This window comes from Priestia sp. MDV22-iso46, from assembly GCF_058629175.1.
The window spans coordinates 135,962-152,339 of sequence record NZ_JBZVWT010000007.1; the positions used below are offsets into that span (position 1 = coordinate 135,962).

General features: G+C 39.4%; 16 protein-coding genes, 1 rRNA gene and 1 riboswitch. Of the genes, 1 reads left to right on the forward strand and 16 read right to left on the reverse strand.

Annotated features, from left to right (window positions below; genetic code table 11):
• Positions 1-36 precede the first annotated feature (36 nt).
• Complete coding sequence (locus AC4NPH_RS24900) at positions 37-342, reverse strand: YerC/YecD family TrpR-related protein (RefSeq protein ID WP_013055048.1); 306 nt, start codon at positions 340-342, stop codon at positions 37-39.
• Positions 343-489: 147 nt separating this feature from the next.
• Complete coding sequence (locus AC4NPH_RS24905) at positions 490-2,238, reverse strand: adenine deaminase C-terminal domain-containing protein (RefSeq protein WP_013055047.1); 1,749 nt, start codon at positions 2,236-2,238, stop codon at positions 490-492.
• 102 nt (positions 2,239-2,340) lie between these two features.
• On the opposite strand from AC4NPH_RS24905, the gene AC4NPH_RS24910 reads away from it, so the two are divergent.
• The gene (locus AC4NPH_RS24910; protein WP_013055046.1) at positions 2,341-2,598 is read left to right on the forward strand and encodes a YgaP family membrane protein; all 258 of its coding nucleotides are present in this window, start codon (positions 2,341-2,343) and stop codon (positions 2,596-2,598) included.
• Positions 2,599-2,628: 30 nt separating this feature from the next.
• Here AC4NPH_RS24910 and purD read toward each other — a convergent pair whose 3' ends face one another.
• From purD to rrf, 14 genes are all read right to left on the reverse strand, one after another.
• Positions 2,629-3,903 (reverse strand): phosphoribosylamine--glycine ligase, encoded by a 1,275-nt coding sequence (gene purD / locus AC4NPH_RS24915; protein WP_013055045.1) that lies wholly within the window; start codon positions 3,901-3,903, stop codon positions 2,629-2,631.
• 13 nt (positions 3,904-3,916) lie between these two features.
• The gene (gene purH / locus AC4NPH_RS24920; RefSeq protein WP_098197397.1) at positions 3,917-5,455 is read right to left on the reverse strand and encodes a bifunctional phosphoribosylaminoimidazolecarboxamide formyltransferase/IMP cyclohydrolase; all 1,539 of its coding nucleotides are present in this window, start codon (positions 5,453-5,455) and stop codon (positions 3,917-3,919) included.
• Between the two features lie 103 nt (positions 5,456-5,558).
• Positions 5,559-6,137, reverse strand: coding sequence for a phosphoribosylglycinamide formyltransferase (gene purN / locus AC4NPH_RS24925; RefSeq protein ID WP_013055043.1), 579 nt, complete (start codon positions 6,135-6,137; stop codon positions 5,559-5,561).
• A complete protein-coding gene (gene purM / locus AC4NPH_RS24930) occupies positions 6,134-7,171 on the reverse strand; it encodes a phosphoribosylformylglycinamidine cyclo-ligase (protein ID WP_098197398.1) in 1,038 nt (345 codons plus the stop codon). The genes purN and purM overlap by 4 nt, the downstream gene beginning before the upstream one ends.
• A 26-nt stretch (positions 7,172-7,197) precedes the next feature.
• Positions 7,198-8,613 (reverse strand): amidophosphoribosyltransferase, encoded by a 1,416-nt coding sequence (purF, locus tag AC4NPH_RS24935; RefSeq protein ID WP_013055041.1) that lies wholly within the window; start codon positions 8,611-8,613, stop codon positions 7,198-7,200.
• Positions 8,589-10,820 carry a phosphoribosylformylglycinamidine synthase subunit PurL gene (gene purL / locus AC4NPH_RS24940; protein ID WP_013055040.1) on the reverse strand — a complete coding sequence of 744 codons (2,232 nt, stop codon included), beginning with the start codon at positions 10,818-10,820 and terminating at the stop codon, positions 8,589-8,591. Before purL ends, purF begins: the two co-directional genes overlap by 25 nt.
• A complete protein-coding gene (gene purQ, locus AC4NPH_RS24945; protein ID WP_013055039.1) occupies positions 10,804-11,490 on the reverse strand; it encodes a phosphoribosylformylglycinamidine synthase subunit PurQ in 687 nt (228 codons plus the stop codon). The genes purL and purQ overlap by 17 nt, the downstream gene beginning before the upstream one ends.
• The gene (gene purS / locus AC4NPH_RS24950) at positions 11,487-11,738 is read right to left on the reverse strand and encodes a phosphoribosylformylglycinamidine synthase subunit PurS (protein WP_013055038.1); all 252 of its coding nucleotides are present in this window, start codon (positions 11,736-11,738) and stop codon (positions 11,487-11,489) included. The genes purQ and purS overlap by 4 nt, the downstream gene beginning before the upstream one ends.
• A 7-nt stretch (positions 11,739-11,745) precedes the next feature.
• On the reverse strand, positions 11,746-12,453 hold the full coding sequence (gene purC / locus AC4NPH_RS24955; protein WP_063670432.1) for a phosphoribosylaminoimidazolesuccinocarboxamide synthase: 708 nt from the start codon (positions 12,451-12,453) through the stop codon (positions 11,746-11,748).
• Between the two features lie 74 nt (positions 12,454-12,527).
• A complete protein-coding gene (purB, locus tag AC4NPH_RS24960; RefSeq protein ID WP_013055036.1) occupies positions 12,528-13,820 on the reverse strand; it encodes an adenylosuccinate lyase in 1,293 nt (430 codons plus the stop codon).
• Positions 13,817-14,962: a 5-(carboxyamino)imidazole ribonucleotide synthase gene (gene purK, locus AC4NPH_RS24965; RefSeq protein ID WP_053488218.1), complete on the reverse strand. Its 1,146-nt coding sequence runs from the start codon at positions 14,960-14,962 to the stop codon at positions 13,817-13,819. Before purK ends, purB begins: the two co-directional genes overlap by 4 nt.
• The gene (gene purE, locus AC4NPH_RS24970; protein WP_013055034.1) at positions 14,955-15,443 is read right to left on the reverse strand and encodes a 5-(carboxyamino)imidazole ribonucleotide mutase; all 489 of its coding nucleotides are present in this window, start codon (positions 15,441-15,443) and stop codon (positions 14,955-14,957) included. The genes purK and purE overlap by 8 nt, the downstream gene beginning before the upstream one ends.
• A gap of 128 nt (positions 15,444-15,571) precedes the next feature.
• Positions 15,572-15,673, reverse strand: a riboswitch (purine riboswitch).
• 84 nt (positions 15,674-15,757) lie between these two features.
• Positions 15,758-15,958: an NETI motif-containing protein gene (locus tag AC4NPH_RS24975; protein WP_013055033.1), complete on the reverse strand. Its 201-nt coding sequence runs from the start codon at positions 15,956-15,958 to the stop codon at positions 15,758-15,760.
• 166 nt (positions 15,959-16,124) lie between these two features.
• Positions 16,125-16,240 (reverse strand): 5S ribosomal RNA (gene rrf, locus AC4NPH_RS24980).
• Between the last annotated feature and the right edge of the window lie 138 nt (positions 16,241-16,378).

Consider the following 16,378-nt stretch of genomic DNA (forward strand, 5'->3'; position numbering starts at 1 on the left):
TAAAAAATAAGCGTATGGCTGCTTCAGCCATACGCTTTACTTTTGATTTGAATCTTCTTGAAGGCGTTCTAACACCATTTGATATGCATCGCTTCCATAATTCAAGCAGCGTTTAACACGGGAAATAGTTGCTGTGCTTGCTCCAGTTTCCGTCTCAATTTTATGGTACGTGTTGCCTTCTCTTAGCATTCTTGCCACTTCTAAGCGCTGTGCTAATGATTGAATTTCATTAACTGTACATAGGTCATCAAAAAATTGATAGCATTCTTCAATGTTTTCTAATGATAAAATCGCTTGAAATAGCTGATCTAATTCTTTTCCTCGTAGTTTGTTGATTTGCATCGTATCGAACTCCTTTATCATTGGCTTTCTTTACTGGTTGTTTCTATCTATAAAATACAGTTTCTATATTTATTTGCACATACATTCATTCTGTATGAAGACAGCCAATTTCATACAAATTTCAAATTCCTTTGATACTTTTATATTTTAACGCATTATAGACGGAAAAAGTACTTTTTTATTCATAACATCATAAATTCCTACTGGCGTGATACGAATATAAGGCAAATGTGTAGACGAAAAGAACAGCAGTGAATAGACAGGATCATCGTGTTTGTATCCCCGCTCACCCAGCACTTTCTTGAGTTCTACCTCTCGTTTACTTAACTCCTCCATCGGCAGATTCGACATGACTCCTTTTAACGGAAGATCCAGTTCGTATACTACTTTCTCATCTTCGGTAATGACAATACCGCCTCCAATTTCTTTCATACGTTTAAATGCACACATCATATCTTTTTTCGATTTTCCAATTAAAATAAAATCACCTGTATTTGAAAATGAACTCGCCAGTCCCGATACATTTGTCGCAAATCCTTTTAACAGCGTATTGATCCGCCACTTGCCTTCTCGGTCCACCAGCACTAAAAAACTTTCATCATGATCAGAGGCCAATACATCTCCGCTCACATTCAAGTGAATTGAATACGGCTCCATAATAACAGCATTTTTCATTTTTACGCCTACTGGCATGGAAAATTGAAAATCGTCCATCGTTAAATCAAAGTCCAACTCTAGCGGTGAAAAACCAAACTTTCCCCAAGGAAATTCTACTGAGGCTAATGCTTGTTCTTTGCCTTCTTTTTTCATCCACTTTCCTTTTGCTAGTACAGAGACCGGAGTAGGCCGCATAGGATCTTCTAAAATATTAATATTAGCCACACAGCCTGTTGCTACATGCCCGTGCAAATGTTCCATGTTATAATAGCGAGCAATATTTACAGACACCATATTATAAGCATCTAACACGGGAACCCCTTCTGAAATAGCTAATGTAATTAACATATCTGACACGCCATTTTGGTAAAAAGAAGGCGGAGAACCGTCTGTATTCATCGTAATATGGTCAAAATAATCTACCTGCAGCTCTTTTAACTCCTGTAGCAATTTTGGCAAATCTGGCCGAATTGAAGAGTGGCGCAAAGCAACGTCATAGCCTTGCGTTAACCGAGCAACAACATCTTCCCCTGTCATAGACTCATGATCGCTGTCTGCCCCTAGTAATTTCATTTTTGCCAAGGTAAATGCTGATGCCCCCGGGAAATGTCCTTCAATATGCTTTCTCATCCTTTTTGTCTCTTGAACCCAGTGAAGCATTAAATCATCCCCGTCTAAAAGCTTCGGCCAACTTGTCAGTTCGCCTCCTTGTAAGACAGCTTCATTTTGTAGCCAAGAAGTAATGTTCGTATGTGAGAAGATGTCAGCCTCTTCATCAATTTCCGTCTGCGAATCAAATCTGCACCACCAGTACAGCGATTGTGGTAACGTTTTCATTTCTTCAATCAATGAAAATGCCGTTTTTTGTTCAAGCTGTAAAGCGAGAATTAAATTATCATTAAATAAGGTCGTTGTTCCGTGCTTGGCTGCATATTGGGAAAAAGTCTGGGGATTATATAACTGAAACGGGTGAACATGCGGCTCAATATATCCAGGAACCACATATTTCTCACTGCAGTCTATAATCTCTGTAGAAGCGTCTGTGTGCTTAGGCATCTCTGAGCCAACGTATACAATACGATCTTGGTAAACCCAAATATGTGCTTTTTTCCACTGCTTCATTCGAGCGTTCAAATATGTTGCATCTTTTAAGACAATAGTTGGTGCTTTTTGACCGTTTAATACTAAGAGCTGCTGTCTAATATGTTTGCTTTTCCAGCGGTATCTTTGTTCCGGCATGCTAAATTCCCCCTAATTTACTATGTATTTTTATCGTAACACATCCTTGATGTAAACGCATTCAGAAACTGTTATTAATTTTATGAATAAAGGTGATAAAACATGAAACCAAATATCGGCATTGTTAACGCATTAATTCGACTTACACTGGGCTTTACCCTTCTTTCTTGGACAACATCTCGTTTATCTCGCAGACCGTACAAAGATTCATCCATCTTCCTAGGGTTAATGGGAGCTTTAAAAGTGGCAGAAGGCATCACACGTTTTTGCCCCCTTACGTACGCTTATGATTCATGTCAAAAACACGATGAACATGAACACCATCCAAATGGAAATGAAGAAACGTATAATCCTTCGTAAGGTAAAAAGGAGAGCCTAAGCTCTCCTTTTTTATTTTAAAGCTGCTTTTGTTAATGCACGATGGCCGATGTCTTTGCGGTAGAAAAAGCCTTTTTCTAAATCGATATGAGCCATTTGTTTGTATACTTCTTGCTGCGCTTCTTGAAGAGTTGCTCCTTTAGCACCTACTAATAGAACACGGCCGCCGTTTGAAACGTATGTGTCGTTTTCTAAAGCTGTACCAGCGTGGAAAACAAGCGCGTCTTCACTAATCGCATCCAATCCGTTAATTGGCGCACCCTTTTGATAATCTTCTGGGTAGCCTGCTGCTGCTAATACGATTCCGATAGCCGCTTCATCATCCCATTCAATTTCTACTTTTTCTTCTTTCAAAATGCGAAGAAGCACATCGACTAAATCGCTTTTCATACGCGGCAGTACAACCTGTGTTTCAGGATCTCCAAAACGCGCATTAAATTCAATAACTTTTGGTCCTTTTTGTGTTTGAATCAGACCAGCATATAGAATTCCTGTATACTCACAGCCTTCTTCAGCTAATCCTTTAGCCATTGGAAGTAAGATGTTTTCTACAGCCTCTTGTACTTCTGCATCACTGATTTGCGGAACAGGAGAGTAAGCTCCCATGCCTCCTGTATTCGGACCTTGATCGCCGTCAAAAGCACGCTTATGATCTTGTGCAATTACCATTGGATATACATTTGTACCGCGTACAAATGCCATTAATGAAAATTCTTCACCATCCAAAAATTCTTCTACAACTACTTTTGCACTTGCTTCTTTAAATTTTTGGTCAACTAGAAAATCACGTAATGTATCTACAGCTTCTTCCACTGTTAAAGCAACAGTTACACCTTTACCAGCCGCTAAGCCGTCTGCTTTAATAACAATTGGAGCGCCTTGCTTTTCCACATATGCTTTTGCTTCCTCGTAAGACGTAAATGTTTCATACGCTGCGGTTGGAATATCATACTTTTTCATGAGCTCTTTTGCAAAGCTTTTGCTTCCTTCAATCATCGCTGCTTGTTTGCGCGGTCCAAAGACTGGAAGACCTTCTTGTTCAAATCGATCAACAATGCCTTCAATTAGCGGATTTTCTGGTCCAACAATTGTTAATCCAATCTTGTTTTCTTTTGCAAATAGCACAAGCTCTTCTTGGCTGCTTTCATCGATTGGTACAATCGTTGCCACATCTCTCATGCCCGGATTTCCTGGTGCTACAAACACTTCGTTAACAAGTGGACTTTTTGAAGCTTTCCATGCAATTGTATGCTCTCTTCCGCCTTTTCCAATAACTAAAACATTCACGTTCTTCACCTCATTAATGTTTAAAATGTCTTACGCCTGTAAATACCATTGCAATGCCGTATTCATCTGCTTTTGCAATTGACTCTTCATCACGAATTGATCCGCCTGGCTGAATAATAGCTGTGATTCCTGCTTTAGCTGCTGCTTCTACTGTATCCCCCATTGGGAAGAACGCATCTGAACCTAAAGCTGAACCTTGTGCTTTTTCACCAGCTTGTTCAATCGCAATTTTTGCAGCGCCTACGCGATTCATTTGACCAGCCCCTACGCCGATTGTCATGTCATCTTTTGCAAGTACAATAGCATTAGACTTAACATTTTTAACAACTTTCCATGCTAATTTTAAATCTGCCCACTCTTTTTCTGTTGGCTCGCGTTTCGTTGGAACAGTAATCGTTGCATCATCAAATCCGAACACATCTTCATCCTGAACAAGCACGCCGCCTTTTACAGATGTTAAGAAAGCTTCTTTTTCTGCTTTTTCATCAAGCTCTATCGTTAGTAAACGAAGGTTTTTCTTAGCTGTTAATACATCTAATGCTTCTTGATCGAACGCAGGAGCAATGATGATTTCTAAGAAAATTTCTTTTAACTGAATAGCCGTTTCACGGTCGATAGGACGGTTAGCTGCTACGATACCGCCAAAGATAGATGTAGGATCCGCTTCGTATGCTTTTTGATAAGCTTGAGCAATTGTTTCCCCCACACCTACACCGCAAGGATTCATATGTTTGATCGCTACGATAGCCGGCTCTTTGAATTCTTTTACGATTTGAAGAGCTGCATTTGCATCGTTGATATTATTGTATGATAACTCTTTTCCATGCAGCTGCGTAGCTGTTGCAATAGAACCTTTTTGTGTTAACGGCTTTTTATAGAAAGAAGCTTGTTGGTGAGGATTTTCTCCGTATCGTAAGCCTTGAACACGCTCATACGTTACTGTTAATTTCTCAGGAGTTGTTTCACCTGTAATGTTTGTTAAGTATTCAGCGATTAATGCATCATAAGCTGCCGTATGACGGAATACTTTTGCTGCTAATCGTTGATTGGTTTCAAATGAAACATTGCCATGAGCTTTTAACTCTTCTACTACGGTTGCGTAATCGCTTGGATCTACTACAACTGAGACAGAACGATAGTTTTTCGCAGCTGAACGAAGCATTGTAGGTCCACCGATGTCAATATTCTCAATCGCTTCAGCAAGCGTTACATCCTCTTTTTCAATTGTCTTTTTAAATGGATATAAGTTTACAACTACAAAGTCGATTGGCGAGATATTATGCTCTTTCATTTGTGCTTGATGCTCTTCATTATCGCGTAACGCTAATAAAGCACCGTGAACGTTAGGATGCAATGTTTTTAAACGGCCGTCTAAAATTTCTGGGAAATCAGTTACTTCAGAAATTCCGATAACGTCAATACCGTTTTCTTCTAGAGTACGCTTTGTACCGCCAGTTGAAATAATTTCTACTCCTAAGTCCTTTAATTCTTGTGCAAATGAAACAATACCTTCTTTATCAGATACGCTAATAAGTGCGCGTTTTGCTGTCATTTTGTAAACTCCTCCTGATCCGATCTCTCATTTAAAATCTTTCTTTCACTACTACTCTACCATAGTAAAGGATTAAAACTTTTTTGACAAGGTTACATCCTATTTATTTAACTGCGGCTTGTTCAAATAATTCATTTAGTACCGCGGGATAAAATTGATGTTCAATTTCATGAATATGGGCCTCAACTGTTTCTCTTGTATCGCCTTTTTCAATGCGAATAGCCTGCTGATCAATAATTGGTCCTGTATCCATTCCTTCATCTACAAAATGCACGGTAATTCCAATCACTTTTACTCCTGCATCAAAAGCCTGACCAATAGCATCAATCCCAGGAAATGCAGGTAAAAGCGACGGATGAATATTAACAATACGATTTTTGTATGGCTTAAGCAACGTCGAACCAACTAATCGCATATATCCTGCTAAAACAAGAAATTCTACTTTAGCTGATGTAAGCTCTGCAAGAATTGCTTCCTCGTACGCTTCTTTATTTTCATAGTTTTTAGGCGAACAAACAAAGCATGGTATTCCACATGCTTTTGCTCGTTCAATTACGTATGCATCCGGTTTATTACAAACAACAAGCGCAATATTTGCTTTTAATCGACCTGACTGAGTTGCTTCGTAGATGGATTGAAAGTTACTGCCGTTTCCAGAAGCAAACACTGCAATATTTATCATGCAAACGTCCCTCCAGCAAATTCAACACCTGTTCCTTCTTTTACACGTCCGATAACAAATGCTTTTTCGCCTTCGTTTTCAATTGCTTCAATGACTTTATTCATATCTTCAGGTTCAACAGCTAAAATAAATCCGATTCCCATGTTGAATACTTCAAACATTTCTTTACGGTCCAGCTTGCCTTGCTCTTCAAGGAAATCAAACACGTATGGAATTGGCCAAGAACCGTAATCGATTTCTACACCTAAACCTTCAGGAAGCATACGAGGGATATTTTCAACAAATCCGCCTCCAGTAATATGAGCCATACCTGCAATCTTAGCTGCATGTAATGCTTTTAGGACCGGCTTCACGTATATTTTTGTTGGTGTTAATAACTCAACTCCAAGCTTTTCATTAAAACCAGAGTAAGTTTCGTGAAGATTTAATCCTTGATCATCAACAATTTTACGTACAAGAGAGTAGCCGTTGCTGTGAATACCGCTAGATGAAATACCGATTAACAGCTGACCAGCTTCAATCTCATCTCCAGTAATAATTTCTGACTTTTCTACTGCTCCTACTGTAAACCCAGCAAGATCATATTCATCTTCTTCGTACAAACCTGGCATTTCAGCTGTTTCTCCGCCAATTAACGCACAGTTGGATTGTTCACAGCCGTCTGCAATTCCTTTTACAATCGATTCAATTTTTTCAGGAACTGCTTTCCCGCAAGCAATATAATCTAAGAAGTAAAGAGGCTCTGCTCCTTGTGCTAACACGTCGTTTACACACATGGCAACTGCATCCACACCAATTGTGTCATGCTTATCCATTTGAAAAGCAAGCTTCAATTTTGTTCCTACTCCATCTGTACCAGAAACAAGAACAGGTTCTTTTAAATTCAATGTAGATAAATCGAACATTCCGCCAAAGCCGCCGACTGTTCCCATAATACCTGCACGAGCAGTTCGTTCTACGTGCTTTTTAATACGTGAAACAGCTTCATATCCTGCTTCTAAGTCAACTCCAGCTTGTTTATATGAATATGACATGTTGTCACTCCTTTTTTACGTTAAAACTAACAAGTTACCTTTTCATGAGGGTGTACAGTATCTGGATAAATTTCAGTTGGATACTTTCCAGTGAAACATGCCATACACTGTCCGCCGTTGCCTTCATACTGTCTGCCGATTGCATCTACTAATCCTTCGTTGCTTAAGAAAACAAGTGAATCAGCTTCAATTAATTCACGAATTTCTTCAACAGAGCGCGTAGCAGCAATTAGCTCAGAAGATGACGACGTGTCAATTCCATAAAAACATGGATTTTTAATAGGTGGTGAACTGATGCGTACATGTACTTCAGTTGCTCCTGCTTCTCGAAGCATACGAACAATGCGACGGCTTGTTGTGCCGCGAACGATAGAATCATCTACCATAACAACACGTTTACCCTCTACAATTTTACGTACTGGAGACAGCTTCATTTTTACACCTTGTTCACGCAGTTCCTGTGAAGGCTGAATGAATGTACGGCCTACGTATCGATTCTTAATTAAACCTAATTCGTATGGGATACCTGACTGTTCTGCAAAACCGATCGCTGCTGAAATACTTGAATCTGGAACGCCTGTTACAACGTCTGCTTCAATTGGTGACTCAACTGCAAGTTGTTTCCCCAAATTTTTACGTGCAGAGTGGACATTGATTCCATCAATATTACTATCTGGTCTTGAGAAATAAATATATTCCATACTGCAAATTGCGCGGTTTACGTTTAATGTGAAACGTTCTGATTGAATACCTTCATCGTTAATAATGAGTAATTCACCCGGCTCTACATCACGCTCATGAACTGCTCCAACAATATCAAATGCACATGTTTCAGAAGCTACTACATAAGCATCACCTAATCGTCCAATTGATAGCGGACGCAATCCGTGAGGGTCAAGTGCAACCATCATCGTATCTTCTGTTAAGATAACGAATGCGTATGCGCCTTTAACCATTGATAAAGCATTTTTCACTTTATCTTTCATATCTTCATAGCCGCTTCGTTTAATTAAGTGAGCCAGTACTTCTGTATCCGATGTTGATTGAAAAATACTCCCTTGGTTTTCTAGCTGATGCTTTAATGCATTTGCATTAACCAAGTTTCCATTATGAGCTAACGCAAGGCTTCCGCTATGAGAGCGGAAGTGAAGGGGTTGAACATTTTCAAACCCTCCGCCTCCAGCTGTTGCATAACGAACGTGTCCAATTGCTGCTTTACCGTTTAGTTGCTCTAACTCTCCGTGGCCAAATACTTCGTTAACAAGACCGACGCCTTTCATTACTGTCACTTTTTCTCCGTCTGTTACAGCAATACCAGCGCCTTCTTGTCCGCGGTGCTGCAAGCTATGCAAACCGTAATAAGCAATCTGGCTTGCATTTTCATGTCCCCATACACCGAATACGCCACATTCTTCGTTTAAGCCTTTGATTTCAGCAAGCATGGAAGCGCTCCTTTCCAAGCAGTAGTTAATTCTTCAACTGATAATTGAACAAGAACATTTTCTTGATGTTTAACAGTTAATGTTGCGTCTTCTGTTACGCGTCCTACTAATGTTACATCTTGTACAAGCATTTCGAATTTTTCTTTATTCTCTGGAGAAACCGTTACGATAAAACGTGATTGTGTTTCACTGAATAGCTCTGCTGTTGCTTCGCCGTCTACCGTTACGTCCACACCTAATCCGCTGCCGTTCATCACTTTTTCAGCTAGGGCTACCGCGAATCCTCCTTCTGCAATATCGTGAGCAGATTGAACTGCACCTTCACGAATTGCTTGAAGAAGCTGATCTTGACGTGTTTTTTCAACTGCTAAATCTAATTTAGGTGAATGCCCAAATACCGTACCGTTTTCTAGTACTTTTTGAAGCTCAGTACCTGCGAATTCTGCTTCAGCTTTACCAATAACATAGATTAAGTCATCTTTTTGCTTCGCATATTGAGTTGTAATATGGTTGATATCGTCGATCAAACCAACCATTCCGATAACAGGAGTTGGATAAATTGCTTCACCTTTTGTTTCATTGTAAAGAGATACGTTACCGCCGATAACCGGAGTCGATAGCTCACGGCAAGCGTCGCTCATACCGTCTGTTGCTTTTTCAATTTGCCAGAAGATTTCTGGTTTTTCAGGGTTACCGAAGTTTAAGCAGTCTGTAATTGCAAGAGGCTGTGCCCCTGAACATACAAGGTTACGAGCAGCTTCTGCTACTGCAATACGGCCGCCTACTTCTGGGTCTAGGTATAAATAGCGAGAGTTACAGTCTGTTGTCATCGCTAATGCTTTATTTGTATCACGTACACGAACAACCGCCGCGTCAGATCCAGGAGATACAACTGTGTTTGTACGTACTTGATAGTCATATTGGTTGTAAACCCACTCTTTGTTTGCAATAGTAGGCTGTTTTAAAAGTGTTACTAACATATCACTGTGATTTTCAACAGTAGGAGCATATGCTGATTGCTCTTGGAACTCACGATAGTATGCTGGTTCTTGAGATGGCTTGTGGTACACCGGTGCATCTTCTGCTAATGCATCTACAGGAACATCTGCGACTACTTCTCCGTTATGAGTTAAACGAAGGCGCTTATCGTCGGTTACGTGACCGACTGAAACAGCTTCTAATCCGTATTTTTCTACGATTTCTACGATTTCATTTTCACGGCCTTTTTCAACAACGATGAGCATGCGCTCTTGAGATTCTGAAAGCATCATTTCATATGGTGTCATACCTGTTTCACGCTGAGGTACAAGATCAAGGTTCATTTCAATACCAGAACCTGCTTTACTTGCCATCTCTGCTGAAGAACTTGTTAAGCCCGCAGCACCCATATCTTGAATACCGACTAAAGCGTCACACTTGATAAGTTCTAAGCAAGCTTCAAGAAGAAGTTTTTCCATAAATGGATCTCCTACTTGTACAGCAGGACGCTTTTCATCTGACTGATCAGATAGTTCTTCAGAAGCGAATGTTGCCCCGTGAATACCGTCGCGGCCCGTTTTTGCTCCTACGTACATAACCGTGTTGCCAACGCCTTTAGCTTGACCTTTTTGAATGTCTTCGTGATTAATTAAACCCACACACATAGCGTTAACAAGCGGATTTCCTTCATATGAAGCTTCAAACTGAATTTCTCCGCCTACTGTTGGGATTCCTACACAGTTACCGTAACCTGCGATTCCCGCTACTACTTCCTCAAACAAATGACGAACCTTTGGAGAAGTTAATTCACCAAAACGCAAAGAGTTTAAAAGTGCAATCGGTCTTGCTCCCATTGAAAAGACGTCACGAATGATACCACCTACACCAGTTGCTGCTCCTTGATAAGGTTCAATCGCTGATGGATGGTTATGACTTTCGATTTTAAATACAACGGCTTGGTTGTCACCAATATCAACGATACCAGCTCCTTCACCAGGACCTTGTAATACTTTTTCACCCGTGATAGGGAATTTTTTCAGTACAGGCTTAGAGTTTTTATAACTGCAGTGCTCTGACCACATAACAGAGAATAAGCCTGTTTCTGTATAATTAGGAGTACGACCAAGCAGTTGCTCTACATTTGCAAACTCTTCGTCTGTTAATCCCATGTCTCGATATAACTTTTGTTCTTTAATTTGCTCTACATTTGGTTCAAGAAGTAACGACATTTTGTTCCCTCCACTGCTTTACGATTGATTGAAATAATTTAAGTCCGTCCGCGCTTCCTAAAAGATCGCTTACCGCTCTTTCTGGGTGAGGCATCATTCCTAATACGTTGCCTGTTTCGTTCGTAATCCCTGCAATATCTTGAAGACTTCCGTTTGGATTATCACCTGCGTATTGGAAAAGAATCTGGTTGTTTTCAATCAATTTTTGTAACGTGTGTTCATCACAATAGTAGTTGCCTTCACCGTGTGCCACTGGAATAGCAATTACTTCATCTTTGCCATAAGCATTTGTAAACATTGTTTCGTTATTAGCTACTTTCAAATTCACTGTTTTACAGATGAATTTTAAGTTTTCATTACGGCGCATAGCACCTGGCAGTAATCCTGCTTCTAATAAAATTTGGAATCCATTACATACACCTAGTACTGGCTTTCCTTGGCTTGCTGCTTTTTTTACAGCGTCCATTACATTTGAGAAGCGAGCGATAGCACCTGAACGAAGGTAATCTCCATATGAGAAACCACCTGGAAGCAAGATACCATCATATTGATCTAATGATTCTGTATCGTGCCAAACGTAATCTACTTCTTCACCAAGCTCATCTTTGATAGCATGATACATATCGACGTCACAGTTTGATCCTGGAAAAACAATTACAGCAAATTTCACTGTACGACAACCTCCTCAACCTCGTAACGGTAATCTTCAATTACTGTATTAACTAAAAGCTTTTCACACATTTCTTTTACGCGTTCATCTAATGAATCTGTGCTGTCGATTGTTAGCTCTAAAAATTTACCGATGCGTACTTCTTCTACTTCTTCATAAGACATACGGTGCAATGAATTTTTAACGGCTACTCCTTGAGGGTCTAATACACTTTCTCTTAATGTGACAAATACTTTTACTTTATACATGGTTGGGTTATCCTCCGATTCGCTGTAAGATTTTTTCGTATGCTTCTGTTAAACCGCCTAAATCTCTGCGGAATACATCTTTATCTAATTTTTCGTTCGTATGAACATCCCAGAAGCGGCAAGTGTCAGGTGAAATTTCATCCGCTAAAATAATGTCGCCTTGAGAAGTACGGCCGAATTCTAATTTAAAATCCACTAAGAAAATATCTTTATCTTTGAAAAATTTCGATAATATTTCGTTAATTTGAAGTGCTTGTGCCTTTAAACTATCAATCTCTTCTTGAGTTGCAGCTTTAAGGAAAATCGCATGTTCTGCAAGAATTAATGGATCACCAAGCGCATCATCTTTGTAGTAAAGTTCAACGATTGGCTGTTCAAAACGAATACCCTCTTCTACGCCAATTCGCTTCGCAAGGCTTCCTGCTGTAGCATTTCGTACAACAACTTCAAGCGGGACAATGTCTACTTTCTTAACCGCTTGTTCATGATCTGAAAGCTGCTTCACAAAGTGAGTTGTAATCCCTTGCTCATGTAACATTGAAAATAGTAAACTACTAATTTGATTGTTCAACTGTGCTTTTCCGCTAATCTCTGCTTTTTTCTGACCGTTGAATGCTGTAGCTTCATTTTTATAAGCAACCCACAATACATCTTGCTCATCAGTAGCGTAAATCTTTTTCGCTTTTCCTTCATAAAGTAACTCTTGCTTTTCCATGCTGTCACCTCTACATACAGAATATTCAGATACACTTTCTTAGATAAAGGCAAGGACGTGCCTTGCCTTTTTTATTAAAGACCTAAACGTTCAAAAATCATATCTACATTTTTTAAATGGTGCTTATGATCGAAGCAATCTTCAATCTCTTCTGGTGATAAGTGGCGAGTAATGCGCTCTTCACCTTCAATTAAAGAACGGAAAGGAACTTGTGTTTCCCATGCTTCCATTGCTTTTGGCTGTACTAAGTCGTATGCTTCTTCGCGTACCATGCCTTTATTGATTAGTGTTAACAGTACACGCTGTGAGTAAATTAGCCCTAGTGTACGATCCATGTTGCGCTTCATGTTGTCAGGGAATACTGTTAAGTTTTTAACAATATTTGCAAAACGATTTAACATGTAATTTAAAGCAATCGTTGCATCAGGTAAGATGACACGCTCTGCCGATGAATGAGAGATGTCACGCTCATGCCAAAGCGGTACATTATCATAAGCTGTAACCATATAGCCGCGAATTAAGCGAGCAAGTCCCGTTACGTTCTCAGAACCGATTGGATTACGTTTATGAGGCATTGCAGATGAACCTTTTTGACCTTTTGCAAAGTACTCTTCAACCTCACGTGTTTCACTCTTTTGAAGACCGCGAACTTCTACTGCAAATTTCTCAATAGATGTCGCAATTAACGCTAGTACTGACATATAGTGTGCATGACGGTCACGCTGTAATGTTTGCGTAGAGATTGGGGCTGGTGAAATTCCTAACTTCTCACATACGTATTTTTCAACGAAAGGATCGATGTTAGCGAACGTTCCAACTGCTCCTGACATTTTACCGAATTCCACTTCAGCTGCTGCACGTTTTAAACGCTCTAGGTTACGCTTCATTTCTTCGTACCATAATCCCATTTTCAAACCAAATGTCGTTGGCTCAGCGTGTACACCGTGCGTACGTCCCATCATAACCGTATACTTATGTTCTTGAGCTTTTTCCTTTAGTACTTCTACAAAACGCTCTACGTCACTTAGCAAGATTTCATTAGCTTGCTTTAATAAATAAGATAGAGCTGTATCAACTACGTCAGTTGAAGTCAAACCGTAGTGTACCCACTTGCGCTCTTCACCAAGCGTTTCAGATACTGCACGAGTGAAAGCTACTACGTCATGACGCGTTTCTAGTTCAATTTCATTGATGCGGTTAATATCAAAAGATGCATTTTGACGAATTAACTTCACATCTTCTTTCGGAATATGTCCTAATTCTGACCATGCTTCACAAGCTAGAATTTCAACTTCTAACCAAGCTTTAAATTTATTTTCTTCTGTCCAAATAGCTGCCATTTCTGGTCTTGTATAACGTTCAATCATGTTGTTACTTCCTCCGTTCTTTCCCAAATTCCTAGAGATTCGGCTTTTTCTATCGCCTCATCTATCTTATCAGCTAATACCGTGATATGTCCCATTTTTCTCTTCTCTTTTGCAACTTTTTTTCCGTACAAATGCAAGTGCATATCATCTAAACATTCGATTTTTGCCATTGTATTCTCAATATGTTCCCCTAATAGATTAACCATAACAGCAGGTTTTAATAAAGTCGGCTGTGCTAGGGTCCAGTTACAAATGGCTCTTACATGCTGCTGAAATTGAGAAAGATCACAAGCATTGATTGAATAATGACCTGAATTATGAGGTCTAGGTGCCATTTCATTTATATAAAGCTGACCTTCTTTAGTTAGGAACATCTCAACTGCTAATGTACCAACTAAATCTAATCCTTTTGCTATTTCTTGTGCATATTGAAGAGCTTTCGCTTCTTGATCTGCTGTAATACGTGCTGGAACAATTGTTTGGTGTAAAATATGATGCTTATGAATGTTCTCAGCTACTGGTAAACATACCGTTTCGCCTTTTGCATTGCGGTGCACAATAACTGATACTTCTTTATCTAAATTCATCCACTGTTCTACAATACATTCCGATTGCGCTAATAGCTCAGCTGCTTCACGAATATTATTTTCATTTTTCACTAGAACTTGCCCTTTACCGTCATATCCGCCTCGGCAAGTTTTTACAACACAAGGATAACCAATTGTTTCGACAGCTTTTAAAAGTTCTTCTTCAGTCGTAACGATTGCGTAGTCAGGAACGTCTAGATTAAGCTTTGTAATCATTTCTTTTTCTAAACGGCGATTTTGTGTAACGGCTAGTAAATGACTGCCCTGTGGCACGTAGCATTTTGTTTCTAGCCATTTCATCATCTCAACATCAACGTTTTCAAATTCATAGGTGATGACATCTGACACTTCAGCAAGCTTTTCAACCGCTTTTCTATCATCATAGTTGCCAATGACTTTAATATCTGCTACTTGACCGCAAGGAGAATCTTCTGTTGGTTCAAGCACTGCAATGTAATAACCCATTTCTTTAGCAGATAGTGCAATCATTCTCCCAAGCTGTCCACCGCCTACGATTCCAATTGTTTTACCAGGAGGTATAAGTAAATTAGACAAGTTGATCACTACTTTCTAACACAGATGATTTAATAGACTCTCTACGATTTTCAAGTTGATCACTTAACGTTGGATCCTGTGTTGCTAAGATTTGTGCTGCTAGCAACCCAGCGTTCGTAGAACCAGCTTTTCCAATAGCTACTGTAGCTACCGGTACGCCGCCTGGCATTTGAACAATCGATAAAAGTGAATCTAAACCGTTTAAGTTACTTGATTTAACTGGTACACCTATTACAGGTAAAATTGTTTTTGCAGCAATCATACCAGGTAAGTGAGCAGCGCCACCAGCGCCAGCAATAATAACTTTAATCCCTCGTTCTTTAGCAGTTTCAGCATACTCAAACATATAATCCGGCGTTCGATGTGCTGATACAACTTTCTTTTCATATTCAATATTTAATTCATCTAAAATGTCACACGCATATTTCATAGTGCTCCAGTCTGACTGACTGCCCATTACAACAGCAACTTTTACATTCATGAATAAAAGCTCCTTTTTCACGTTATAAAAAAACCTAGGGTATGTTATGGCTCACTAAAGGAAAGCCACAACTACCCTAGGTTTCATGTATCAACATTCCTTTTGAAAAGGAATCATGTTTACCTATTTAGTAATTGTACTCTCCTCATAGTCCAATGATTTACGGTCATCGGGTAGAAACTCGTGGGCCATATTCCCACTATTATATGAGGTTTCGGATATCTCAATTGACAACTTAATAATAACAGCCAAACCAGAAAAAAGTCAACCCGAAAATCGAATGTTTACTATTTTTATCATTAAAATGTTCGTATTTAGAGACTTTTCCCCTCGAAAACAATCTGTTGCTTTACCGGAATATACTCTTTTTTACCATTTATTTCTTTTTCTTCAAAGATAGGCTTTTCCATTCGTCGAACGGGCATATACCCATCTTTTTTCATCCGATCTAAACAACTTGCGATTGTTTCATTTTCCTGTAATTCGTATAGTACTTTTTTTGATTTCTTACCCAAAATGCAGCCTCCAGTTTGAAAGAAGTTTCTTACAACGTCAAAAAGAACTTTTATACTAAAAAATTAAATGAATCCACTATAGTGTAACATAATTTAAAAGTTAAATTCACGCTGTAATTTTTAGAAACAAAAAAGACTAGTCATTGAATGACTAGTCTTTTTATTGGCCTGGCAACGTCCTACTCTCACAGGGACAAAGTCCCAACTACCATTGGCGCTAAAGAGCTTAACTTCCGTGTTCGGTATGGGAACGGGTGTGACCTCTTCGCTATCGCCACCAGACAAGAGATTGCTCTCTCAAAACTAGATAACAGTTTGCTGAGTAAAGCTTACGCTTTTAAAGTTTGGTTAAGTCCTCGATCGATTAGTATCAGTCAGCTACACATGTCGCCACGCTTCCACCTCTGACCTATCAACCTG

Excerpts from the sequence above, each read along its gene's own strand:
- purB (WP_013055036.1), bottom strand. The coding sequence starts at position 13,820 with ATGATTGAACGTTATACAAGACCAGAAATGGCAGCTATTTGGACAGAA.
- AC4NPH_RS24900 (WP_013055048.1), bottom strand. The coding sequence starts at position 342 with ATGCAAATCAACAAACTACGAGGAAAAGAATTAGATCAGCTATTTCAA.
- purS (WP_013055038.1), bottom strand. The coding sequence starts at position 11,738 with ATGTATAAAGTAAAAGTATTTGTCACATTAAGAGAAAGTGTATTAGAC.
- purN (WP_013055043.1), bottom strand. The coding sequence starts at position 6,137 with ATGATAAATATTGCAGTGTTTGCTTCTGGAAACGGCAGTAACTTTCAA.
- purH (WP_098197397.1), bottom strand. The coding sequence starts at position 5,455 with ATGACAGCAAAACGCGCACTTATTAGCGTATCTGATAAAGAAGGTATT.
- purE (WP_013055034.1), bottom strand. The coding sequence starts at position 15,443 with ATGAATGTAAAAGTTGCTGTTGTAATGGGCAGTCAGTCAGACTGGAGC.
- purL (WP_013055040.1), bottom strand. The coding sequence starts at position 10,820 with ATGTCGTTACTTCTTGAACCAAATGTAGAGCAAATTAAAGAACAAAAG.
- AC4NPH_RS24910 (WP_013055046.1), top strand. The coding sequence starts at position 2,341 with ATGAAACCAAATATCGGCATTGTTAACGCATTAATTCGACTTACACTG.
- AC4NPH_RS24905 (WP_013055047.1), bottom strand. The coding sequence starts at position 2,238 with ATGCCGGAACAAAGATACCGCTGGAAAAGCAAACATATTAGACAGCAG.
- purC (WP_063670432.1), bottom strand. The coding sequence starts at position 12,453 with ATGGAAAAGCAAGAGTTACTTTATGAAGGAAAAGCGAAAAAGATTTAC.
- purM (WP_098197398.1), bottom strand. The coding sequence starts at position 7,171 with ATGTCATATTCATATAAACAAGCTGGAGTTGACTTAGAAGCAGGATAT.
- purF (WP_013055041.1), bottom strand. The coding sequence starts at position 8,613 with ATGCTTGCTGAAATCAAAGGCTTAAACGAAGAATGTGGCGTATTCGGT.